The following is a 23,988-nucleotide window of genomic DNA, read 5'->3' as shown; positions in this document are numbered from 1 at the left end:
GGCTGCCGTTTTAAGCTTCCTTAAATTAAATGGAAAAGGTGTGAGAGAATGACTGATAAACCGATCATCACTTTGGAGAATGTAAAAAAAGTGTACGATGATGAAACTGTGTTGCACGATATTAACTTTGAACTTGAAAAGGGCAAATTCTATACCTTATTGGGCCCCTCCGGCTGTGGAAAAACAACAATCCTGCGTTTGATAGCCGGATTCGCGGATGCTACCGAAGGCGTCATAAAAATAAATGGCGAAACCGTAAATGACATTCCAGCGAACCGACGTAAAGTCAATACCGTTTTCCAGGACTATGCCTTGTTTCCCCACATGAATGTTTTCGATAACATTGCATTCGGATTGACGATCAAGAAAATGCCTAAGGACCAAATCATACAAAAGGTGAAAGAAGCATTGAAAATGGTCCAACTTGAAGGCTATGAAAATCGTGAAATCAGTGAAATGTCGGGTGGCCAACAACAGCGGGTTGCAATCGCCAGAGCTATAGTCAACGAACCGGATGTGTTGCTCCTGGATGAACCCTTGTCGGCGTTGGACTTGAAGCTGCGCACGGACATGCAGTACGAACTGAGGGAATTGCAGCAGCGTCTTGGCATCACTTTTATTTTTGTTACGCATGATCAGGAAGAAGCGTTGGCCATGAGCGATTGGATATTTGTCATGAACAAAGGCGCAATTGTCCAGAGCGGAACGCCTGTCGACATTTACGACGAGCCGATCGACCGATTCGTGGCAGATTTCATAGGGGAAAGCAATATCGTTCCGGGTACGATGGTTGAGGATTATAAAGTCCGCTTCGTGGGCAAAGAGTTCGAATGTTCCGACGCCGGCATCACGCCGGGCGAAAAAATCGAAATTGTCATACGTCCGGAAGATCTGGAACTGACGACTGTCGAAAATGGTAAACTGGTCGTGAATATTGATACACAATTGTTCCGCGGCGTCCACTACGAGATTATCGGTTATGACAAGGATGGAAACGAGTGGATGATCCATTCCACCAAGAGCGCAGAAATCGGCAAAGATGTCGGGCTTCATTTCGGGCCACAAGACATCCACGTCATGCGACTGGGCGAATCCGAAGAAGAGTTCGATGCCCGTCTCGAAAGCTATGAAGAGTAGGGGGAAGAGACATGACGAAAAATTCTAGAGCGTTCTATTCTGTTCCTTACGTACTTTGGTTGGGGCTGTTTGTCATTTCACCGATGTTGTTGATCCTGTACCAGTCCTTTTTCGATATCACCGGGGCCTTCACTTTTTCCAACTACGCAAATTATTTCACTTCGGGAAATTATCTGCGGATGACCTTGAATTCGTTCCTTTATGCGTTTATCATCACACTCGTTACGTTCCTGGTCAGTTATCCGACCGCGTTGTTCCTGAGTCGGACGAAGCACAAGCAACTTTGGCTGTCCCTGATCATTCTGCCTACCTGGATCAATCTGCTGCTTAAGGCCTATGCCTTCATAGGTTTGTTCAGTCAGAGCGGGACGGTCAATCAATTCCTTGGCTTCATGGGGATAAGTCCGCAACAGATCCTGTTCACAGACTTCAGTTTCATTTTTGTGGCGGCTTATATCGAGCTGCCGTTCATGATCCTGCCGATCTTCAATTCGATCGAAGAACTGAAGCCGTCACTTATCGTAGCCAGCGAAGACTTGGGTGCGACAAGGATGCAGACTTTGACGCGCGTCATCTTTCCGTTGACGCTGAGCGGTGTGCGCAGCGGCTTTCAGGCCGTCTTCATTCCGTCGCTGTCGTTGTTCATGCTGACGCGGCTGATCGGGGGAAACAGGGTAATTACGCTGGGAACAGCTGTGGAACAGCATTTCCTGGTTACCCAGAACTGGGGGATGGGCTCCACAATCGGCGTCATCCTGATCATCAGCATGATCGCCATCATGTCCCTGACGAGCGACAAAAAGAAGAAGGGCAGGGGATCTAAATGAAGGGAACAGCCAACACGAAGTGGAACAATGCTTTTCTTGGACTCGTTTTTACGATTCTGTATCTGCCGATCTTTTATCTGATTTTTTATTCGTTCAATGCCGGCGGGACCATGAACGATTTCACGGGCTTCACCTGGGAACATTACCAGGCCGTATTTGAGGATACGCGTTTGATCGGCATCGTTTTGAATACCTTTTTAGTGGCCTTGCTGTCGGCCCTTATCGCGACTGCAATCGGTACGATGGGTGCAATCTTCATATACTACACGAAAAAGCGTAATATAAAGAATACGCTCTTGAGTCTGAACAACGTGCTGATGGTTTCTCCGGACGTCATCATCGGTGCCAGCCTACTGATCTTGTTCACGATGCTCGGCTTTTCGTTGGGATTTTCTTCTGTACTGCTCTCGCATATCGCGTTTTCGATCCCGATCGTCGTGCTGATGGTACTGCCGAAACTTTATGAGATGAATGATTCGATGATCAGCGCGGCTCAGGATCTGGGTGCCAGCAGCGGTCAGGTTTTCAGCAGAATCCTGATCCCTAGTATCACTCCGGGGATCCTGAGTGGCTTCTTTATGGCCTTTACCTATTCCTTGGATGATTTTGCGGTGACTTTTTTCGTGACGGGGAATGGCTTCACCACTTTAGCTGTGGAAATCTATTCGCGGGCGCGCCGTGGAGTCAGCTTGGAAATCAATGCCCTCAGTGCGCTGATGTTCCTGTTTACGCTGCTTTTGGTCCTGGGCTACTATTTCATTCAACAGTACGGGCACAATAAGCATGCGCAGCAAATGAAGGCGATCGGAAAAAGCGCCGATTCGGAACGGATGGTGAAAAGAGGATGAAAAAATTAATGGGAATGGCGGCTGTTATCTTGTTTGCTTGTGCGGCAATCGCTTTCGGGATAAACGCTTTGAACAGAGCGCAAGGCTTTTCGGACGGGAATACGCTGACGATCTACAACTGGGGTGATTATATCGAACCGGAACTGATCACGAAATTCGAGGAGGAGACAGGTTATAAAGTTTCTTATGAAACGTTCGATTCGAACGAGGCGATGTACACAAAAGTAAAACAAGGTGGAACGGCCTACGATCTGAGTATCCCTTCAGAGTACATGATCGACAAGATGGCTGAAGAAGACCTTCTGATTGCGCTGGACCACGCGAAGATCGAAGGTCTGGAAAACATTGACCCGCGTTTCCTGGATTTGCCGTTCGATGAAGGCAATAAGTACTCCATCCCTTATTTCTGGGGAACCTTGGGCATCATCTATAATGACAAAATGGTGACGGAAGAAATCACTACCTGGTCGGATCTTTGGGATCCGGGCTATGCGAACAGTCTGCTTTTGATCGATGGAGCGCGAGAAGTGATGGGGCTGGGCCTCCAAAGTGAAGGCTACTCATTGAACGAGACAGACCCGATCATTTTGGGAGAAATCGCTGAGAAACTAAAAGGTATCACCCCGAATGTCAAAGCGATCGTTGCCGATGAAATAAAAATGTATATGATCCAGGAGGAAGCGGCCATCGCCGTGACTTTCTCTGGTGAGGCCAGCGAGATGCTTTGGGAAAATGAAAATCTTCATTACGTAATCCCTGAGGAAGGCTCCAATCTCTGGTTCGACAACATCGTCATCCCCAAGACCGCCAAAAATATCGAAGGGGCGTACGCTTTCATCAATTTCATGCTGGAACCTGAAAATGCGGCCATCAACGCGGAATATGTCGGCTACGCCACACCGAACCAAAATGCCATCGAGCTGATGGATCCCGAAATTACCAGCGACGAGCAATTCTACCCGTCCGACGAAATCATGGACAAACTCGAAGTCTACGAAAATCTGGGAGCCAAAACCCTAGGGACGTATAACGATTTGTTTCTGGAAGTCAAAATGTTTCGGAAATGATACATACACTTTTGTATACAATAGTGGAAATAACATGAATTCACGACGGAGTATTTGATTGTGACTTGAACTGATTCACCCCGCCAAAAATGGGTTTGGCGGGGTATTTTTGAGCTTAAATTCAAATCCAAATGAAAGGGGCTGCATCAAAATTAGCGTGGTATTTTCTAGTTTGATGCAGCCCCTTATTGGAGAAAACGGTTGACTTCATCTTAAGGTTAAGAGGTAAGGTTATAAAGTAACAGAGACAGGAGGGGTTAAAATGCAGATACAAGTTCAAGATAACGCGCATACTGTTGTATTTATGCTAAATAATAGTGTAGCGGCAGCATCGCTCTATAATCAGCTTCCCTTGGAAATAATGGTGGAGAATTATGGGAACAACGAAAAAATATTTTATCCGCCAACAAAACTGAATATCAGTAACACTCCAAGTGCAGAAGGGCCTGCTGGCACACTTGCCTATTTCGAACCATGGGGGAATATCGTCATGTATTATGGCAGCTTTGGGCGTTATCGGGGATTGTATGATTTGGGAACCGCTATGTCAGGAGGAGAACATATCAAAGAATTGACAGGGGAAATATCTGTTACCAAAATTTCTGATTGAAATAAGTATGTATGTATTGATTTGGTAGTCGTACTCAGACGATTTTCAAACTGTCAGTTGAAGAAATTCCGCTTCACAATCTGCGCAAGGTTGTGCTATCATTAAAATAAGATTAAAAGAAAGAAGGGAATCTCTTGACTAAATTCATCAGTACCGATAAAGCGCCCGCAGCGATCGGACCTTATTCGCAAGGAACCAGAAAAAATGGCTTTATTTTTTCATCCGGACAATTGCCGATCGATATGGAAACGAAAGAACTTGTAACCGACCCTGCCGCAGCGACAACAGCTAGTTTGAACAATGTATTGACGATCGTCAAAGCGGGTGGTGGCTCGTTGGAATCGATCGTGAAAGTGAATGTGTTCGTGAAGGACATTAATGATTTCGACGCCATCAACGGTGCGTACACTGCATTTTTCGGCGAACATAAACCAGCCCGTTCTTTGGTGCAGGTTGCCGCATTACCGAAAGATGCCGTCATCGAAATCGAAGCCATCGCAGCAAAAGACTAACACTAATAAAGAAGAACGGCTATCTCCGAGTGAGATAGCCGTTCTTCTTTTATTTGATAGGATTGTGTTCTGAATGTCCGATTCTTTCATGTTATTGGACATTCCTGGTTTTTATGCGGATACAGCACAGTTAATCGCAGCTCAATCAATTAGAAAAGAAACGTCTGCTATTCAAACGGATTGGCCTTGATCGGTGGCTGGTCATCGACCCATTCCGGCTTGATTTCCAGTTGCTGGCCGAAGATCATCATTTTGAGGCGGACGCCTTCGCGGGTGGCTGCGAGGCCGCCCAAGCCGGTTTCGCGCAGGGAGGCGGGAAGGTTTTTTCCGACTTTGCGCATCGCTTCGATGACATCGTCAGCCGGGATTTTGTTCGTCAGTCCGGCCAAGGCCATATCGGCGCTGATCAGGGCATTGACCGCACCGATTGCATTGCGCTTGACGCAGGGAATCTCGACCAGTCCGGCAACCGGATCGCAGACGAGGCCGAGCAGATTGCTGATAGCCATCGCCATCGCTTCCGATGCCTGCTCCGGCGTGCCACCTGCGATTTCGACGGCCGCAGCGGCAGCCATCCCGGATGCGCTCCCGACTTCGGCCTGGCACCCTCCGGCAGCACCGGCAATCATGGCATTGTTTGCGATCACCATGCCAAAACCGCTGGCACAGAACAGCATCTGGACCATCTGCTCTTCCGTCAGACCCAGTTTGTCCTTGATGGCGAACATCACACCGGGCAAAGTCCCTGATGAACCAGCGGTAGGGGTGGCGCAGATGATTCCCAATGAAGCATTGACTTCGTTGGTGGCGATGGCGCTTTCTACTGCAATCAGCAGGTCATCTCCTGAAAGCGTGTTGCCGCGTTGACGGTAGTTCCGCAGCTTTACGGCTTCGCCGCCTGTCAACCCAGTGGGGGAAAATACGCCATCACCAGCCAAACCTTTTTCGACTGCGGCTTTCATGACGTGGTAATTGTTGCGCATCTGTTCCCAAATATCCTCGCGCGTCCGGTGGCTCTTGGCCATTTCCTGCAGCAGCATCAATTCGGAAATCGGCTTACCGCTTTCCTCTGCGGCCTTCACCAATTCTGCAATCTTATTGTACAAAGCGCTATTCCTTCTTTCCTAACTGATCAGTATCGCCTTTTCGATGAAAGGCAGTTCGTTGATTTCGTAGATCATTTCTTTGGTGGGGATCGTATCCAGATAGAGGACGACCCATTCGGTATCACTCTCCCTGAAGATGCGGATATCGTTCAGTGGATAGCCTTTGAATGCGAAATAATTCTGCCATTCCGCTTCGCTGTAAAGATGATATTGGAGCGTATTCTGATGGATGAAATAGATAGGCAGATGCGCATCCAGACGCATCGAAAAGTTATTCATCGCGACATGGATCAGAACGATCGAGCCGCCTCCGATGGAACTGCCCGTGACGGAAATTTTTTTCTTGTCCCGCTCCAACACCATTGTGGCTGTGTTCGGGTGGCCAACAGGAGAGTCACCGATTTCTTCGATGAAGGTCACGGCTATCTTTTGGGATTCGGCCATCTTCAGGGATTGCGGAATCATCGGATCATCTGCCGCAAAACCAAGAATACCGCCGAGGATCGCAAAATCAGTGCCGTGACCGAGATGGGTATCCGCAAACGATTCGTAATAATGGATCGTGACTTTTTTCGGTTTGACCTCGAACAGTTGCGCTGCCGCTTTTCCCAAGGCCAGGGCACCTGCAGTATGCGAACTGGAAGGACCGACCATGACCGGACCGATGATATCGAAAATGCTTCTGAATGTATGGCTCATGACGATCTCCTCCTCGTTATCGGTTGATAAAAGCTTGCTTCTCATTATATCGAAAAGGCTGTCGGAATGACAGAACACCGCTTCGCTTTTTTAGCGGATTCTAATGGCTTTCTAACGGAGTTTCCGCTGGCTAAGATAGTAACGCTTCCTTTCCGTATGATATAATGATGGCATCATCCTGAAAGGAACGCGTGAGAAAATGGAACTAAAAGAACTGGTTGGATTAAAAGCTGCAGAATACATCAAAGACGGTATGACAGTAGGTCTGGGAACGGGCTCGACTGCTTATTATTTTGTCAAAGAAATCGGTAGACGTGTAAACGATGAAGGACTGGCAATCACCGGGGTGACGACTTCAATCCAAACGAAGGAATTGGCTGAATCGTTAGGGATTCCATTAAAAAGTGTGGATGAAGTGACCCACATCGACATCACAGTGGACGGAGCTGATGAAATCAGCGAAGATTTCCAAGGGATCAAGGGTGGCGGCGGAGCCTTATTATTCGAAAAAATCGTTGCCGACAATTCAAAAGAAGTCATTTGGATCGTCGATGAAAGCAAAATGGTGAAACATCTTGGCGCATTTCCCCTGCCGGTGGAAGTCGTCCGCTACGGATCGGTCCAACTGTTCAATAAATTCACTGAGAAGGGCTACAATCCGGAATTCCGCAAGACTGCAACCGGGGAGAATTATTTGACTGATGAGAAAAACAATATCATTGATCTCCATCTGGGCGAAATTCTGGATCCGAGAGCGCTTGCCGAAGACTTGATCCATCTTACCGGTGTCGTGGAACATGGGTTGTTCCTTGACTGTGTGGATACCGTTTTGGTCGGGACAAAAGACGGCGTGAAAGTCATCGAGGCAAATAGATAAGCTTCAGTTTAAGGCTATAAAAAAACGATTTGCGTTGCGTTTGATATTCGAAAAGTCAGATTCAGATGGAGGAAAAGTCTATGAGAATGGTAGATTTAATTATCAAGAAACAAGAAGGCAAAGCCTTGACGAAAGAAGAAATCCGTTTCATCATCGCTGGCTACACAGATGGATCGATCCCTGATTATCAGATGAGCGCATGGGCGATGGCTGTCTTTTTTCAGGATATGACGGATGAGGAACGGATGGAATTGACGATGGCTATGGCTGAATCCGGAGACCATATCGATCTTTCCGCTATTGAAGGCATCAAAGTCGATAAGCATTCAACGGGCGGTGTCGGCGATACGACAACGCTGGTTTTGGCTCCATTGGTGGCCAGTTGCGGTGTGCCGGTAGCGAAAATGAGCGGACGCGGACTCGGGCATACAGGCGGAACGCTGGATAAACTCGAATCGATCCCCGGTTTCCACATTGAAATTGATGAAAAGGAATTTGCTGCCATCGTGAATGAAAATAAGGTCGCCGTTATCGGACAATCCGGCAATCTTTGCCCAGCGGACAAGAAATTGTATGCGCTCCGGGATGTGACCGGAACCGTTAACTCGTTACCGCTCATTGCAAGTTCGATCATGTGCAAAAAAATCGCAGCCGGGGCGGATGCGATTGTGCTGGATGTGAAAACGGGAGCCGGCGCGTTCATGAAGACGGAAGAAGATGCTAAGGCACTTGCCCACGCCATGGTCAAAATCGGCAATTTGGCCGGTCGCAAAACGATGGCGATCATTTCCGACATGAGCCAGCCGCTGGGTGTAGCGGTCGGGAACGCCTTGGAAGTCGAAGTGGCTATCGAAACATTGAAGGGCAACGGGCCGAAAGATTTGGAGGCGCTCTGCATCGAATTGGGAAGCCAGATGGTCTATCTGGGCGGAAAATCAGCTGATTTGGCTGAAGCCCGCGAATTGGTAACCGAGAACCTCCGCAACGGCAAAGCGTTGGAGAAATTCAAAGTTTTTGTCGCCTCTCAAGGAGGGAATCCAGCAGTAGTGGATGATTATTCCTTGATGCCGCAAGCCTCGCGCCAGCAGGATGTTTTGGCCGAAGCATCCGGATATGTGACGGAGATTGTTGCGGATGATATCGGCGTGGCAGCGATGCTGCTGGGCGCAGGGCGTGCCACGAAAGAAAGCATGATCGATCTGGCAGCCGGGTTGAAGATCCTGAAGAAAGTCGGCGATCCGGTCCAAAAAGGTGAAGCAATCGTCAGAATGTTCGCCAATAAAGCAGATTTTGGCCCGGCCGAAAAGCTGATTCAGGAAGCTTATTCCATCGGCTCCGAAAGAAAAGAAATCACTTTGATCCACGGCATCATCACAGACTGATGAGAGGGCTGTCCCAAAACAAGGGATGGCCTTCTTTTTGTCTTCTGACTGGACGGAGGAGGGCGCCTGTGACCGTGTCCAGCTCCGGCGAACGGGCCATCCGCCGGAATTAGTTGGTAATGTTCAGCTTCAGCTTCGACAAAGCCTGCCCCACCGGAGGACACAAGCAGAATGTGGGGTGAAATCCGGCGAAACCTGCGTTAACCGGAGCAGGGCAGTTCCATAAAAAGTTTCAACATAAATGAAAAGAAGCAACCGAAACTCGCGCTCCGGTTGCTTCTTTTGCTGTTCCAGCTGAGATGCCGCATGATACTTGCCATTCACTATTGATCGAAAGTCACGTTTGTGATGTCTTTACTCATATTCATCAGATCATTCACCAGATCCTTCTTCTTGTAGTAATGCGGCAAATCAATCCCATAGATGACGATGTAGTTCGGGTGCTCGGACTCCGGATTCTCAATCAGAAACTTCATGTCCGAAGTCTCAATATTATTTTCGGAAAGGAACAATTCAATCACTTTTTTCAAATCCTGGTGCCGGTAATGAACCTCCACGTGGAGCCCGCCTATGGAAGTCCTGATTTTCTTGATGATGTGCAGGACTATATACAGTATCAGACAGCCTATGACAGAAAGAAAATAGTAGCCCATTCCGACAGCAATTCCGAGTCCCGCGACCGTCCAGATGGTTGCCGCTGAAGTAAGGCCGGTAACCGTATCCCGTTTGGTGATGAGGATCGTTCCGGCGCCGAGAAACCCGATTCCGCTGACAATCTGGGCGATGATGCGGGTGAAGTCGACGGTGATGCTGGATGCGATATCCGGATTGGCGATAGCCAAGTTCAGGCTGTAATAACCAATTTCGAGCTGGATCAAAGTGATGAGGCAGGCGGACACGGACACGATGATGTTCGTCCGCAGACCTGCAGCTTGGCGGTTCTCTTCGCGTTCATAGCCGATGACGCCGCCGACAAAGACCGCCGCAAGCAAGCGCAATGTGATTTCCAATGTGCTGATTGTGTACACCGTAATTCCTCCTTTCAAAATAGTATATTTCCTCCATTTTAAAGGATGCGGTGTATTCTGTAAAAGGAAATGACGATTTTCTGAAAATGTGCAGAATCACGCCGAATATTGCTTCATCATGTGATAAAATGAAACATAACATGAATTTTTGATTAGAGGAGGAACAATATGTCGAAAAAAGAATGGTTGGCTGGCATGAAAGCCATCTATCCGGTTTGTTTCGGCTACATTCCGATGGGCCTGGCTTGCGGAGTTTTGCTGCAGCAAGCCGGCTATCATTGGCTGGCGGTCATGCTGATGAGCCTGCTCATCTACGGGGGCGCTTCCCAGTTCATGATCGCTTCGATGACAGTGGCGGGGGCAGGGCTACTGGAAATGGTGATCATGATCTTTTTCATCAATCTGAGGCACTTGTTGATGAGTTCCAGCCTGGCTCACCGGATCCGCGAGAAGAGCACGGCTTTCAGCATATTCTTTGCGCAGACGATCACTGATGAATCGTTCGCCGTCAACACGTTGTATTTCAAAACCGATGGCATGTGGAATCCGACGAAAGCAATAGCCGCGAATGTGACGGCCTATTCAACTTGGATTATTAGCACGGGAATAGGCGCGATGGCCGGAAAGAGCATCGCTTTGTCGCCGGTTGTGATGAACTACATCCTGATTGCGATGTTCATTTTTCTGCTCATTTCCCAAATCGAGAACCGCATCGTGTTCTGGACGGCGGTATTTTCCGGCATCACGGCGGTCGTGCTGATGAACTTGCTGCGCCATAACATCGCCATCGTCCTGACTTCGATATTGGCTTCTGGGTTCGGGCTCTATCTGCAGAACAAAAAAGACGATAAGGAGGGGATTTTGCGTGGATGACCAAACATTTTGGCTCATTTTGGGTGGCGGATTGGTGACTTTTTTGCCCAGATGGCTCCCTATCGTTGCTTTGAAGAACGCGCGGATTCCGATCTGGTTCCAGAAATGGATGAGCCTTCTGCCGGTTTCCATCTTTTCGGCATTGATCGCTTCGGATATCTTTTTCTGGGAGGGCAATGTTTCCTTGAATATATTGGATAATGCCAAACTGTTGCCGTCGCTTGTGACTGCGGTGGTGGCTTATTATTCGAAAAATATGATTCTCTCCGTCATTGTCGGCATCGTGGGCATCAGCCTGATGGTGTGGGTACTCTGATTGTTATTGTTTATTTTTAATGTATTCGCCATCGTTTTCTCATTATTATGTTGACATACTTTTGTTTGTTGATTATGATAGGTGCATACCCAAGGGAAAAGGAGGCAGTCGCAATGCAAACGATCACGCGAGTTACCGCAACGAACGGAATAAGCTGGCAAAGCCGCATAGTGTAGGTTGATCGTGTGACAGGGCTGTCCATAGATGCAACCTCAGATTCAGTCTGGATTAGCGTCTATGCGGATTTTTCCTTCTTTTACTTATTCAGGAAACCAACACCGCAAAGACTATTAGGGTCTCTGCGGTTTTTTTGTATCCAAAAACGCGTTGCCGATCCAGATTGGGATGTGTGCGGAAAATCAAATTTCAAAAAATGGAGGAGTTTTGATGATGAGAAATGGGATAAAAAACATGTTGCGATTGAGCTCGGTAATGGCGATCGGGTTGTTGGCTGCTTGCGGAAACACAGTGTCGGAAAATGATTCTTCAGCGGCTGCAAATGAAAGCGAACAGGAACAGGTCTATATCGGCATCCTGCAGTTGACGACGCATCCAGCCTTGGATCAGATTACGGAAGGCATCCTGGATGAGTTGGCGGCGGCCGGCTATGTCGATGGTGAAAATGCCACCATCGATTTCCAGAATGCGCAAGGCGATCAAGCGAACATGAAATCGATCGCTGAAAGCTTCGTCAGCCATGACGCGGATATCATGATCGGTGTTGCGACACCTGCCGCGCAAGCATTGAAGAACGCATCAGATGAGATTCCGGTGATCCTTGGCGCAGTACAGGATCCGGTCGGCGCCGGATTGGTTGAATCGTTGGAAGTTCCCGGCAGCAATGCAACAGGGCTATCGAACCGGACACCATCCAACGAACAGATGGCATTGATCAAGCAATTCCTGCCGGATGCCACAACAATCGGCGTCATGTATACGACTGCCGAAGACAATGCGATCATCTCAGGCCAACGCGCCGAGCAAGCGGCAGCGGAATTAGGCTTCGAGGTCGTCACAAGAACGATCACTACTTCGAACGATATCGCCCAAGCGGCGGAAAGTCTGGCCAAAGAAGTGGACGCAATCTATGTACCGAATGATAATGTTATCGCGAGTGGAATGGCGACCTTGGTGGACGCGGCCGATGCGTTCGGTATCCCGGTTTTCCCGGCGGCTGACACGATGGTGAAAGATGGCGGCGTTGCAACCTTTGCACCTAGCCAATACGGCATGGGTACGCAAATCGGCCAAATCGCGATCGACATCCTGAAAGGCGCGGATCCGGCGACTTATCCGGTCCAACTGGTCAAAGAGAATTCCGTTTACATCAACCAGGCTAAAGTCGACGAACTGGGCTTGACGATTCCGGAAGAAATCAAGGCCGATGCGGTGTTTGTGGAATTGGCTGAATAATAATTGTTTAGGGAAAAGGCTCATCCAACTGCGGATGGGCCTTATCAGTCGGGTTTTTTGTGATTTCTGGTAATCATTTTGTCGACAGATGCGGAATCTCTCGATAGTTTGGAAACCCATCCCGGGCGTACGCCCGACAGAAGTGCCATCTGTCGGGTTTCGGAACTGAAATGCAGGTCGTACACCTGACGGGTGGTCAAACTGTCGACTTAACGTTCCCCAATGCTTACGTAACACCTGACATCATAAGGATTCTGTCCAGAAAATCGGCTATACAAATAAAATAAAAACGCGCCAGCAAACGGTGTCACTCTACCGGTCGCTGGCGCATTCGTATTATATTCAACTTTGCACTGAACGATTGGCGTACTGTCGGTAGTCGATCCCGCGCATGTCGCACCAGTCGAGGATGTCCCGTTGGAAAATAAGGTCTGTCCGAGCCAGATCGGCAACCGACGTTTTGCCCAGCATGGCCATCACTGTCGTGATCTGTTGCTTCCAGGCTGCAATCGTTTCGGCCGTCTTTTCCGGTCCATCGTTCAGGACCATATGCAGGAATTGACCGGAAAGTCCAGCTGCTTTTGCACCCAAGCTCAGCGCTTTGACGATATCCAACGGTGTTTTGATGCCGCCGGATGCGATAAATTCCGCTTTCCCTCGATGCGAAGAGGCTTCCAGCAACGAAATAACAGTCGACTGGCCCCAATTTTCCAAATCGTCATAGGTAATCGCTGTACGTCTTGCGTTTTCAATCGCTGCAAAGTTCGTGCCGCCTTTGCCGGAGACATCAATGGTATGGACACCAACGTCAATCAGCTGTCCGATCGTTTCCCGGCTCATACCGAAACCGACTTCCTTCACGATGACGGGGACACCGATATGGGCGCTGATTTCCTCGATCTGGCGCAGCCACATCGTGAAATCGCGGTCGCCTTCCGGCATGATCATTTCCTGCGGTACATTGATGTGGATCTGCAAAGCATCGGCTTCCAGAATATCGACGGCGCGCTTGGCATTTTCGAGCGAATGGTGGGCGCCGATATTCGCGAATATCTGTCCGTTCGGATTTACCTTGCGGATGACCGAAAAGCTGTCGCTTACGCTGGGATCCTTCAAGGCTGCGCTGACGGACCCGGAAGCCATCGCCAAGCCGGTCATTTTTGCGACCGCGGCCAGATCGGCATTGATCTGTTTTGTTCGTTCGCTGCCGCCGGTCATGCCGTTGATGTAGAAGGGCGCAGCCAGACTCATGCCGGCCATCTCAGTCTGAAGGGAGATATCCGCCACTTTCAGATTGGGCAGAGAGTGATGAACGAAGCGCATCTTCCCGAAATCGGAAAGATCGGCTGGTTGATATTGTTTTTCGGCCAGATCGACGTGTTGGTCTTTTCTGTTTGAATCAAGCGTCATTCTAATGCTCCTTTCCATTCGAGGGGTGCGGCGGCGCGTCCGTACTTGAATACATGCAGCGGCAAGTTCATGATTCCGACTTTTTCCCATTCCGAAATCAAAGGGATGATGCCCGATTGTCTGTCGATGATGACGATGCCGCAGTCTCCGCCACCGGCACCGGATGATTTTGCCGCACCTAGGTTTTTCTCGGCCAAATCGCATAATTGCGTCAATGGGGGTGTCTCAATGACGACGCCGGTGTGCGCAGTCAACTGCTTCAGCAGCAGGCGGTTCTCCCGGATGCCTGCCTGAATCGCCTGCAGATCGCCCTGTTCGAAAGCTACTATCATAGCATTCACGCACGTTTTGCTGGCTCCCAGGAAAGTTTTGTAATAATCGTCGATGCCGCCACGGACATCGTTGACGCGATCGACAAGGTGGGTGGTGGAAGCCGGCGAGCCGGTCCAGCCGATCACCAACCGCAGATTGGCTGGTGGTGTCAATGGCCGGATCATCAACTGCGGCCATTCAGTCTTCAACAACTCGGTGAGCGTCAGCTCGTTTGCCTTCTGCATTACACATTCCCTGTCGAAACAGGCATAGGCAATCCATCCGCCGTAGGTACTTGCCGCGATGTCGCCGAAGGAACCGTTGCTTTTGACGGACAAATGCGCCAAGGATGCCAGCTTGTAGACCAATTCGAATTCCGGATCGATCGCATAAAATTTCAGCAATGCTTTGATGGTCGCGACCGTCACTGCGCCGCTCGATCCAAGCCCGTATTTTTTCCCACTGGCGTTGTCCAATTCGCTCTTCACAGAGAGATGGAAGTAAGATAACGGAATTCCGGATTCTTTGATAAAGCGTTCCGTCACCTTAACCGCCTCGGTAATGTAGAGGAAAGGATTTTCGCGCTGGTCGATGACCAACTGATCTTCTTCACGGGTCCAAGGTATCGGCAATCCGCCGTACTGTGCCGACCTGATCGTCCCGGTCGTATCGGCCTCCTCCAAAGAAACCGTAATGAACTGATCCAAAGCGACCAAAATCGATGGGTGGCCCGGCGTCACTACCGCATATTCTCCGGCAATGAACAATTTACCCGGAGCACTTGCTTCTGTTACAGTCATGAATTCAACCCTCTCTGTTCCTGTTAGTCGTTCCAATTGTAGACAGCGCGTTCGGTTGCAGTCAATTCCCGGATTCCCTTTCCGGGCTTGGTGATGATCAATTTATCCTCTGTGAAATGTTCCAACAACGCTTCTTTTATCGTTTCGGCTTGCGAAAGGCGGCAAAGAACCTTCACATTCGGACCGGCATCCATCGTGACATAGCAAGGAATGCCTTGTTTGCGCAAAGTTTGTGCTGTCTTGATGGCGACAATGCTGTCAGGTTCCCAATAGGAAAATGGCGGTTCGGCTCCTAACATGGTTCCATGCATTTTCATGCCGTTCGCTTCGGTGATTTCGCCCAAGCGGATGAAATCCTTCGCGGCGATGGCTGCTTTGATGTCTTGGATATCTTTTTTTGCCGATTCCACCCAAGCAGGATAGAAGGGCGAAGTTTCGACCGTATGTTTCATGCCGATGCGGCTGGAGACTTCTTTCGCTTTCTGGTTGACCGCCACAATGACCATGCCGATATCCCAGCTGGCATCGTCGACCGGGACTGCGAAGGAATCGTCGGAACAAGTCCCCATATCCCACTCCACAAATCCTCCGAATATGCTGCGGGTCGCACTGCCGCTGCCGCGTCTTGCGAAAGTCGACAATCGCTGCGGAACCAGATCAAGACCCAGTGCCAGGTTGGCAGCTCCTGCCAAAGCGGCGAACGCGGAGGCTGATGAAGCCAAGCCGGCTGCGGTAGGGACGTGATTGATGCTTTCAACGCGCGCACGCATGGCTGTCTTTTTTTCTTGCCGGAACAGATCAAGGAATTTGGAGATTTTTTTGGTTTCTTTTTCGCCTTGCTTCTCGCCGTTCAGATAGAAGGAATCCTGTGCGAACGAATCATCGAAGACGACCATTGTATCCGTGTATAGTTTGTCCAAGGTCATGGAAAGGCTGCTGTTCATAGGCAGAAAGTCGGTTTCGTCCCGCTTCCCCCAATATTTGATCAGCGCGATGTTAGTGTGCGCTCGGACATAAGCTTGATTAGGCATCTTCAGTTCCTCCCATTTGATAGATCCAAGTCCGGATCGCACCGGCTTGACGGATAGCATCTTCAATTTTTTCCGCTTCTGAGCGCGTTCTGGCCAAAGCAATCATGCAACCGCCGCGGCCGCCGCCTGTTAATTTGGCGCCCAGCGCTCCTGAAGACCGGGCTGCTGAAACGAGCCTGTCCAGATCAGGGCTGGATACGTCCAGAAAAGACAAGACTGCATGGGCCTGGTTCATCAATTCCCCCAATTGTGACGGATCATTTGCCTCGATCGCGGATTTTGCTGTTAGAGCAAAAGTGCCCAATCGGGAGATGGCGTCCCGGTATGGTTGCGGATTTTTTCCATTCAGTTTCGCTGCGATGCTGGATACTGCTTCCTTTGTTTGGCCGGTCACACCGGTATCGCCGACTATCAAATAAGCCTTCAGGTTCAAAGGGAAAGCTTCGAAAGGCTGACCTTTTATGTAATAGAGCGGTGCGTCGCCGCTTGCCGTGGCGGCATCCAGACCGCTGGGGTTTCCGTGTGCAACTTTTTCGGATATATTGACGAGCCGGAGCAGGGTAGCTTCGTCCAACGGCTTATCGAAGTAGGCGAAAAGGGCGCGGGTCAAGGCCACTGACACGGCAGCGCTGGAACCCATGCCTCTTTCAGCCGGGATGGTGCTCGCGAGCGAAATCGCCAGGTTTTCATCCGAAACATGCAGTTCGGCCAATGCCGATTGGATCGCTGTCCGCATGCTTTCCAAGATTTCGGGCATTTCTGCAGCGATGCCGTTATAATAGGAACAATCAATGGTCAAGGGACCTTCCGCTTCGCATACGGTCGCGGTCATTTCGACTGCCGGAAAGGGTAGTGCGATGGAGGGCTCTCCGTGTACGACAGCGTGTTCACCCATCAGGATAATTTTGCCGTGCGATGTTCCGGTTGAGCAACGTGTGTTTGTCATAGAGTATCGTCCTTTACTGATTCTTACGCATCTTCTATTATGCTTGCTGTACATGAATTTGGCAAATCGCCATTATTCAGTCGAAACTTTTGGATTTGTGAAGGTGCCGCATGTGTAACGACGACAAATTCAGCACATATTTTCCGCTATTTTCTATTATCGTTTTCATTGTATCGGAGCAAAATTATAAAGTAAATCAATTATTCGGGATTTTATGGAAACTTAAAAAGCTATCGCATTGCAGAATACAAAGATTAGGTTTCGATTAAAATTAAATGTTCGTATTTGATGGGGGTTAAATTTTCAGAAAAGTGTGATACAATTACCAAAAGTTTGATTATTTCCAGAAGGGAAAAGCTATGATAGAAGATAGAAACTACTACGAAATCCATCGTGAAGAATGGCAAACTTTTCATCAAGATTCCATTCCGACAATCACGGAAGAGGAACTGAAGGAATTGACATCATTGAATGATAGGCTCTCATTGGAAGATGTTAAGGATGTCTATGTGCCATTGGTGCATATGTTCGATATTTACTTGCAACAGTACCGGAATCTTCAGCGGGATAAAAGCAGATTTCTTGGCAGATCCTATGAACCGTCCCCGCTTATTATCGGCGTAACGGGCAGCGTTGCAGTCGGTAAAAGCACGACAGCGCGTGTTCTGCAGAACCTTTTGAAGCGGGCTTATCCCACAAAAGCTGTCGAATTGATGACAACAGACGGTTTTCTGTATCCGAACCGGATACTGAGGGAACGCAACATCATGGATCGCAAAGGATTTCCGGAAAGCTACGATATGGAGAATTTGGTGCAATTCCTGTTGGATGTGAAGACAGGCAAGCCGAATGTCCGGTTTCCAGTCTATTCCCACCGTATTTATGACATTGTTGCTGGTGAGTATGAAGAAGTGAATCATCCGGACATCCTGATTGTGGAAGGGATCAACGTGCTGCAGCTGCCCAGCAATCAACAGATTTATGTCAGTGACTTCTTTGACTTCTCCATTTATGTGGATGCTGAAGAAGAAATGATCGAAAAATGGTACATCGAACGTTTCGAAATGCTGATGGACCTGGCGATCGATCAGCCGGACAATTATTATTACAACTATGCGATCGGCAAAAGGGAAGACGCAATCGAGATGGCCAGAGGCGTCTGGAAAAGAGTCAACCTCAAGAACCTTCGGGAGTATATCTATCCCACAATCACACGGGCAAATTTAGTGATTCATAAAACAACTAATCACTTTATTGATGAATTGTACATAAAAAAATATTAAGGAAATTGGAGCGATTATTAGATGATAGAGCAATTTACCGAGTTGGAAAAAATCGTCGTACTGGATTTCGGCAGTCAATACAACCAATTGATTACACGACGCATCCGTGAATTCGGCGTATTCTCAGAGTTGGTTTCACACCGCACAACTGCTGAAGATATCAAAGCGATGGGGAACGTCAAGGGGGTCATTTTCTCCGGCGGCCCAAACAGCGTCTATGAAGACGATGCTTTCAAAGTCGATCCAGCCATTTTCGACATGGGCATTCCGGTATTAGGCATTTGCTACGGCATGCAACTGATGACCGATCATTTCGGTGGAAAAGTCATTCCTGCTGATGAAAGAGAATACGGACGTTCCGACATCCAAATCCTTGATTTGGATTCGCCGATGTTCAAAGGCCTTGCAGATATCGAGTCTGTCTGGATGAGTCATGGTGACAAAATCACGGAAATCCCTGCCGGATTCAAAGTGATTGCCAAAAACGACACTTGTCCGGTCGCAGCTTTCGCTAATGCAGCAGAAAAATTCTATGGCGTTCAATTTCACCCGGAAGTACAGCACTCTGTACACGGAAACGAAATGTTGAAGAACTTCGCCTTCGGAGTCTGCGGTTGCTCAGGAGACTGGTCGATCGCCAACTTCATCGAAATCGAAACAAAAAAAATCAGAGAAACTGTCGGCGACAAAAAAGTTTTGTTGGGACTTTCCGGCGGGGTTGATTCAAGCGTAGTCGGCGTATTGCTGCACAAAGCAATCGGCTCGCAATTGACTTGTATTTTTGTTGACCACGGATTGTTGCGCAAAGGCGAAGGCGATCAAGTTATGGAAAGCCTTGTAGGCAAATTCGGCTTGAACATCATCCGCGTTGATGCGAAAAAACGTTTCATGGACAAACTGGCAGGCGTCAGCGATCCGGAACAAAAACGTAAAATCATCGGTAACGAATTCGTTTACGTCTTCGACGATGAAGCGACGAAATTGCAAGGCATCGACTTCTTGGCGCAAGGAACGCTTTACACCGACGTGATCGAAAGTGGAACCGAGACTGCCCAAACAATCAAGTCCCACCACAACGTAGGCGGACTGCCTGAAGATATGCAATTCAAATTGATCGAACCATTGAACACATTGTTCAAAGATGAAGTCCGCGAATTGGGAACACAGCTTGGCATGCCTGACAGCATCGTTTGGCGCCAACCTTTCCCAGGCCCTGGTTTGGGTATCCGCGTCATCGGCGAAATCACCGAAGAAAAATTAGAAATCGTCCGCGAATCTGACTACATCCTGCGCGAAGAAATCGCGAATGCTGGTTTGGACCGCGATGTATGGCAATATTTTACAGTCCTGCCAGGCTTCCGCAGCGTAGGCGTAATGGGCGATGGCCGTACGTATGACTACACAATCGGTATCCGCGCCGTGACATCCATCGATGGCATGACGTCCGACTGGGCACGCATCCCTTACGATGTTCTGGACAAAATTTCCCGACGCATCGTAAATGAAGTGAAGCACGTCAACCGCATAGTGTACGACATTACGAGCAAGCCACCATCGACCATCGAGTGGGAATAAACTTTCACATATAGAACTCTGAAAATATTAATTTGACGGGCTGTATGGTGTAATAAAACACAAATCATCTTTTTAAGTTGTTATATGAATGAACTTCATTCATGTATATGACCTAAAAAGGTGATTTTTTTTGCATTTATACGAAAGCAGCTTAAGAACAGGCATGTGGGAAATGAGAAATACTTGATTACTTGGATTAAATAAGCTAAACTTAAACCAAAAGTTAGGCATGCCTAATAATATGTTTAAATAAACCTTATGTGTTGTGGGATGCTCAGCACAAATTCAGAAACCATAAAGTAATGAAACGAGAAAGGAACAACACATCATGGAAAATTTAACAATCCAAAATATGAACATAGCCTATCAAGGGCAATCTGCAATCAAGAATGCAACGCTTGCGTTTGAGCCGAACAAATTAACAGGGATTGTAGGACCAAATGGAGCCGGGAAATCAACCTTATTGAAAGGGATCATGGGCTTGACGCCTTTAAATACTGGAGCCGTAAGTCTTTACGGCAAACCGCTGAAAGACATGATAAACAAGATAGCTTATGTCGAACAAAGACAAGAAATCGACCTCTCATTTCCGATAGATGTTTTCGGAACCGTGCTATTTGGCACCTACGCCAAATTAGGTTTTTTCCAGAGACCAAAACAAAAAGAAAAGGATTTGGCATTGAAGGCTTTAGAGAAAGTCGGTATGGCAGCTTTTAAAGATCGGCACATCAGTGAATTATCCGGTGGACAGCTGCAGCGCGTGTTCATTGCGCGAGCGTTGGCGCAGGAAGCTGAATGGTTGCTGCTTGATGAACCTTTTGCCGGGATTGATGCCACCAGTGAGAAAATCATCATTGAGCTGTTGAAACAACTTCGCGATGAAGGCAAATCAATCGTGATCGTGCATCATGATTTGCATAAAGTACAGTCGTATTTTGATGATATTGTCCTGATCAATAAAGAAGTGGTTGCCTTTGGTACAGTTTCCGAGGTATTTACTGCCAATAATATGGGAAGGGCTTATGGGGAAGCGATTTCCGAAATGATCAGTCTAGGAGGTGGAACAAATGTTAAATGAATTCATTCAAGGACTCTTGGATTTCCAATTCCTGCAGAACGCTTTGATTACTTCCGTCATGGTCGGGATATCTGCCGGAATCATCGGTTCCTTCATCATCCTGCGGGGAATGTCTTTGATGGGGGACGCCATCTCGCACGCAGTATTACCGGGAGTGGCGCTATCTTACATGCTGGGGAGCAGCTATATCATCGGGGCCACGATTTTTGGGATGGCGTCAGCTGCTCTCATTGGTTTTGTCACGAAACACAGTCGTTTAAAAAACGATACGGCAATCGGAATCGTATTCAGCGCCTTTTTTGCTCTAGGGATCATCTTGATTTCCTTCGCCAGAAGCTCCACGGATTTGTATCACATCCTCTTCGGGAATGTGCTGGCAGTTCGGGATTCGGATATGTTGTTGACAGCAGCCGTGCTTGTCATCGTCTTGATAGCAGTGCCGCTATTCTATAAACAACTCAAACTGACTTCTTTTGCGCCGACGATTGCAAAATCATATGGTTGGAACATCAGTGCCATCAACTATGGGTTGATGTTTTTGCTGACACTTGTGGCGGTGACTTCGCTGCAGACAGTCGGGACGATTCTGGTGATCGCAATGCTGATCACACCGGCTGCGACAGCCTACCAACTGACCGATAAATTGCTCGTTATGATTGTCCTCTCGACAGTATTTGGAACCCTCAGTTCGATCGTGGGGCTTTACTTCAGCTACAGTTACAACTTGCCGTCCGGGGCGACGATCGTCATGGCAGCAGCTGTATTTTTCATTGTGGCATTTATTTTTGCACCAAAAAAAGGCCTTATCGCTCAATTAAGAAAGGAGAATTTATAATATGAAGAATAAACTATTGCTGCTTGCTGCAGTGCTTTTTGTAGGTATGTTGGGAGGATGCGGAAATTTTCCGGATGATGATAAAGGCAGTGCGGATGCAACAGACACATCAGAAGCCAAGCTTAAAGTGGTCTCCACCAATTCCATTATCGGCGACATGGTAGAAAAAATTGGAGGGAATTTGATCGATGCACACAGTATCGTGCCTGTCGGGACCGATCCGCACGAATACGAACCCTTACCGGAAGACATTCGAAAAGCCAGCGAAGCCGATGTCGTGTTCTACAACGGATTGAATTTGGAAACCGGCAATGGCTGGTTTGACAAATTGATGGAAACCGCTGGCAAGGCGGAAGATGAGGATTACTTCGTTGTCAGTAAAAATGTCGAACCGCTGTATCTGGCGGGAAACAGTTCGCAACAAGATCCGCATGCCTGGCTGGATATTTCAAATGGCATTCGGTACATCACCGAAATCACGCGCGTCATGAGCGAGAAAGATCCTGAAAATAAAACAGCCTATGAAAAAAACGCGGATGCTTACATTGCCGATTTGACGGAACTGGACAGCAAAGCGAAAAAAAAATTCGCGGATATCCCCGAGAAAAAGAAACTGTTGGTGACGAGCGAAGGAGCTTTCAAGTATTTCTCTAAAGCTTACGGACTGCAAGCTGCCTATATTTGGGAAATCAATACAGAGAGTCAAGGGACGCCTGATCAGATGAAGCAAATCATTGAAAAAGTCCGGGATTCTGAAGTTCCGGTTCTCTTTGTGGAGACGAGCGTAGATCCCCGAAGCATGGAACGATTAGCAAATGAGGTGGATCTTCCCGTTTACAGCAATCTGTTCACGGATTCCGTTGCGGAAGAAGGAGAAGACGGCGACAGCTATTACGAGATGATGAAATGGAATGTAGAAAAGATCCATGAAGGATTGAGCCAATAAAAGCGATTCGTTACCCTGCTGTTGTGATGCTTGACATTTTGAACCGGTATCGCTAAATTGGAGAAAAGTATAGCGGTATCCATGCTTATGAACCATCTGTATAACTTGATACCAGAAGAGGGGTCCACTCATGACAGCAACATCATTCACTTTCCAATCAATAGACGGAACGGAAATCTTCGCGATGAAATGGTCGCCGGAAGTTCTTCAGAAACCGAAAGCCGCCGTCCAACTTGCGCATGGTTACGCAGAACATATCGGACGCTATGATGTTTTTGCAAGCAAACTGGCGGAAGCAGGGATCGTCGTCTACGGAAACGATCACCGCGGCCATGGCAAAACGAACGGGAATATTGGTGAAGCGATCTGTTTTGCGGATGAGGCTGGATTCGATAAGGTCGTCGCGGATATGCGCGCGCTGACTGAAAACATCCAATCAGAAAACCCCGACATTCCGCTGTTCCTTTTCGGTCACAGCATGGGTTCGATGTTGACCAGACGCTATATCCAGCTGTACGGGGACGATCTTGCCGGCGCAGTTCTGTCAGGTTCTGGAGTGTTTTCGAAGGGGGTGCTGAAGCTGGGGACAATCGTGGCAGCATTGGAAATCAAAAGGAACGGTCGTGCTCATCCAAGTCAGTTGCTGGATAAACTGGTTTTCCAAAACTTCAATCGGGGCTTCAAACCCGCCCGGACGGATTTGGACTGGCTCAGCCGGGACGAGGCAGAAGTGGATAAATTTCTGGCGGATCCTTTGCGCGGAAAGATCGGTTCGGCCGGTTATTTCCATGATTTCTTCAGCGGATTACTGGCCATGAATGATGCTGCGAATGTTCAATCGATACCGAAGAACCTGCCGCTGCACTTCATTTCAGGCACCGCTGATCCGGTTGGAGGCAAGGCCGGAAAAGGCATCGTCCAAATATGCAAGACCTATCAACAAGCCGGCCTTCTGAATGTAAGCTGCAAACTATATGAGGGTGCCCGCCATGAACTGCTGAACGAGATGAACAAAGATGAAGTAGCGCAAGACATAATCGAGTGGATTAGTGCTCGCCTGCAAGCTGTGTGACTTGC

The 23,988-nt window shown here is 48.3% G+C and carries 24 protein-coding genes; 17 read left to right on the top strand and 7 right to left on the bottom strand.

All coding sequences use genetic code 11. The features are described 5' to 3' along the window. Positions 1-48: 48 nt before the first annotated feature. The 6 genes from TES5_RS00250 (at position 49) to TES5_RS00225 (ending at position 5,001) form a co-directional block, all read left to right on the top strand. Positions 49-1,137: an ABC transporter ATP-binding protein gene (locus tag TES5_RS00250; RefSeq protein WP_068558528.1), complete on the top strand. Its 1,089-nt coding sequence runs from the start codon at positions 49-51 to the stop codon at positions 1,135-1,137. Positions 1,138-1,148: 11 nt separating this feature from the next. After that, complete coding sequence (locus TES5_RS00245; RefSeq protein WP_068558524.1) at positions 1,149-1,964, top strand: ABC transporter permease; 816 nt, start codon at positions 1,149-1,151, stop codon at positions 1,962-1,964. Further along, the gene (locus TES5_RS00240) at positions 1,961-2,812 is read left to right on the top strand and encodes an ABC transporter permease (protein ID WP_068558521.1); all 852 of its coding nucleotides are present in this window, start codon (positions 1,961-1,963) and stop codon (positions 2,810-2,812) included. Before TES5_RS00245 ends, TES5_RS00240 begins: the two co-directional genes overlap by 4 nt. Beyond that, positions 2,809-3,879 (top strand): ABC transporter substrate-binding protein, encoded by a 1,071-nt coding sequence (locus TES5_RS00235; RefSeq protein ID WP_068558518.1) that lies wholly within the window; start codon positions 2,809-2,811, stop codon positions 3,877-3,879. The genes TES5_RS00240 and TES5_RS00235 overlap by 4 nt, the downstream gene beginning before the upstream one ends. 262 nt (positions 3,880-4,141) lie before the next feature. Next, positions 4,142-4,489 carry a cyclophilin-like fold protein gene (locus TES5_RS00230; protein WP_068558516.1) on the top strand — a complete coding sequence of 116 codons (348 nt, stop codon included), beginning with the start codon at positions 4,142-4,144 and terminating at the stop codon, positions 4,487-4,489. Positions 4,490-4,623: 134 nt separating this feature from the next. After that, positions 4,624-5,001 (top strand): Rid family detoxifying hydrolase, encoded by a 378-nt coding sequence (locus TES5_RS00225; protein ID WP_068558514.1) that lies wholly within the window; start codon positions 4,624-4,626, stop codon positions 4,999-5,001. Positions 5,002-5,168: 167 nt separating this feature from the next. Here TES5_RS00225 and sdaAA read toward each other — a convergent pair whose 3' ends face one another. Next, the gene (gene sdaAA / locus TES5_RS00220; RefSeq protein WP_068558507.1) at positions 5,169-6,107 is read right to left on the bottom strand and encodes an L-serine ammonia-lyase, iron-sulfur-dependent, subunit alpha; all 939 of its coding nucleotides are present in this window, start codon (positions 6,105-6,107) and stop codon (positions 5,169-5,171) included. An 18-nt stretch (positions 6,108-6,125) separates the two neighbouring features. Continuing rightward, positions 6,126-6,806 carry a serine dehydratase beta chain gene (locus TES5_RS00215; RefSeq protein WP_068558504.1) on the bottom strand — a complete coding sequence of 227 codons (681 nt, stop codon included), beginning with the start codon at positions 6,804-6,806 and terminating at the stop codon, positions 6,126-6,128. Between the two features lie 199 nt (positions 6,807-7,005). On the opposite strand from TES5_RS00215, the gene rpiA reads away from it, so the two are divergent. Both rpiA and TES5_RS00205 read left to right on the top strand, forming a co-directional pair. Beyond that, positions 7,006-7,683 (top strand): ribose-5-phosphate isomerase RpiA, encoded by a 678-nt coding sequence (rpiA, locus tag TES5_RS00210; protein ID WP_068558501.1) that lies wholly within the window; start codon positions 7,006-7,008, stop codon positions 7,681-7,683. A gap of 80 nt (positions 7,684-7,763) precedes the next feature. Further along, positions 7,764-9,065, top strand: coding sequence for a pyrimidine-nucleoside phosphorylase (locus tag TES5_RS00205; protein WP_068558498.1), 1,302 nt, complete (start codon positions 7,764-7,766; stop codon positions 9,063-9,065). 323 nt (positions 9,066-9,388) lie between these two features. Here TES5_RS00205 and TES5_RS00200 read toward each other — a convergent pair whose 3' ends face one another. Continuing rightward, entirely contained in the window at positions 9,389-10,093 is a 705-nt protein-coding gene (locus tag TES5_RS00200) for an MgtC/SapB family protein (RefSeq protein WP_068558496.1), read from the bottom strand. Between the two features lie 168 nt (positions 10,094-10,261). Here TES5_RS00200 and TES5_RS00195 point away from each other — a divergent pair, with 168 nt between their 5' ends. The 3 genes from TES5_RS00195 to trpX all read left to right on the top strand — a co-directional run bounded on the left by TES5_RS00195 (position 10,262) and on the right by trpX (position 12,695). Beyond that, complete coding sequence (locus TES5_RS00195; protein ID WP_068558492.1) at positions 10,262-10,966, top strand: AzlC family ABC transporter permease; 705 nt, start codon at positions 10,262-10,264, stop codon at positions 10,964-10,966. Continuing rightward, a complete protein-coding gene (locus tag TES5_RS00190; RefSeq protein ID WP_068558489.1) occupies positions 10,959-11,282 on the top strand; it encodes an AzlD domain-containing protein in 324 nt (107 codons plus the stop codon). Before TES5_RS00195 ends, TES5_RS00190 begins: the two co-directional genes overlap by 8 nt. Positions 11,283-11,672: 390 nt before the next feature. After that, entirely contained in the window at positions 11,673-12,695 is a 1,023-nt protein-coding gene (trpX, locus tag TES5_RS00185) for a tryptophan ABC transporter substrate-binding protein (RefSeq protein ID WP_178137779.1), read from the top strand. Positions 12,696-13,037: 342 nt separating this feature from the next. On the opposite strand, the gene fni is transcribed toward trpX, so the two are convergent. From fni to mvk, 4 genes are read right to left on the bottom strand one after another with little or no spacing between them, the layout of a single operon-like run. Further along, positions 13,038-14,105 carry a type 2 isopentenyl-diphosphate Delta-isomerase gene (fni, locus tag TES5_RS00180; protein WP_068558484.1) on the bottom strand — a complete coding sequence of 356 codons (1,068 nt, stop codon included), beginning with the start codon at positions 14,103-14,105 and terminating at the stop codon, positions 13,038-13,040. Further along, positions 14,102-15,217 (bottom strand): phosphomevalonate kinase, encoded by a 1,116-nt coding sequence (locus tag TES5_RS00175; RefSeq protein WP_068558483.1) that lies wholly within the window; start codon positions 15,215-15,217, stop codon positions 14,102-14,104. The genes fni and TES5_RS00175 overlap by 4 nt, the downstream gene beginning before the upstream one ends. Before the next feature lie 23 nt (positions 15,218-15,240). After that, the gene (gene mvaD, locus TES5_RS00170) at positions 15,241-16,248 is read right to left on the bottom strand and encodes a diphosphomevalonate decarboxylase (protein WP_068558481.1); all 1,008 of its coding nucleotides are present in this window, start codon (positions 16,246-16,248) and stop codon (positions 15,241-15,243) included. Next, the gene (mvk, locus tag TES5_RS00165) at positions 16,241-17,194 is read right to left on the bottom strand and encodes a mevalonate kinase (protein WP_068558480.1); all 954 of its coding nucleotides are present in this window, start codon (positions 17,192-17,194) and stop codon (positions 16,241-16,243) included. The genes mvaD and mvk overlap by 8 nt, the downstream gene beginning before the upstream one ends. Positions 17,195-17,553: 359 nt before the next feature. Between mvk and coaA the strand changes: the two genes are divergently transcribed. From coaA to TES5_RS00135, 6 genes are all read left to right on the top strand, one after another. Then, entirely contained in the window at positions 17,554-18,477 is a 924-nt protein-coding gene (gene coaA / locus TES5_RS00160; RefSeq protein ID WP_068558478.1) for a type I pantothenate kinase, read from the top strand. Positions 18,478-18,498: 21 nt separating this feature from the next. Then, complete coding sequence (guaA, locus tag TES5_RS00155) at positions 18,499-20,052, top strand: glutamine-hydrolyzing GMP synthase (RefSeq protein ID WP_068558475.1); 1,554 nt, start codon at positions 18,499-18,501, stop codon at positions 20,050-20,052. Positions 20,053-20,380: 328 nt separating this feature from the next. After that, positions 20,381-21,130, top strand: a complete 750-nt coding sequence (locus TES5_RS00150; protein WP_068558474.1) for a metal ABC transporter ATP-binding protein — start codon at positions 20,381-20,383, stop codon at positions 21,128-21,130. After that, entirely contained in the window at positions 21,120-21,965 is an 846-nt protein-coding gene (locus TES5_RS00145) for a metal ABC transporter permease (RefSeq protein ID WP_068558473.1), read from the top strand. The genes TES5_RS00150 and TES5_RS00145 overlap by 11 nt, the downstream gene beginning before the upstream one ends. A 1-nt stretch (position 21,966) precedes the next feature. Then, on the top strand, positions 21,967-22,911 hold the full coding sequence (locus TES5_RS00140; protein WP_068558472.1) for a metal ABC transporter substrate-binding protein: 945 nt from the start codon (positions 21,967-21,969) through the stop codon (positions 22,909-22,911). Positions 22,912-23,041: 130 nt separating this feature from the next. Further along, positions 23,042-23,983, top strand: coding sequence for an alpha/beta hydrolase (locus TES5_RS00135; RefSeq protein WP_068558469.1), 942 nt, complete (start codon positions 23,042-23,044; stop codon positions 23,981-23,983). Positions 23,984-23,988 lie beyond the last annotated feature (5 nt).

Origin of the sequence: Trichococcus sp. ES5 (assembly GCF_900067165.1) — a bacterium.
Classification (GTDB): Bacteria; Bacillota; Bacilli; order Lactobacillales; family Aerococcaceae; genus Trichococcus; species Trichococcus flocculiformis.
The sequence above is the reverse complement of the archived record's forward strand: the minus strand, read 5'-3'. Positions and strand labels throughout refer to the sequence as shown.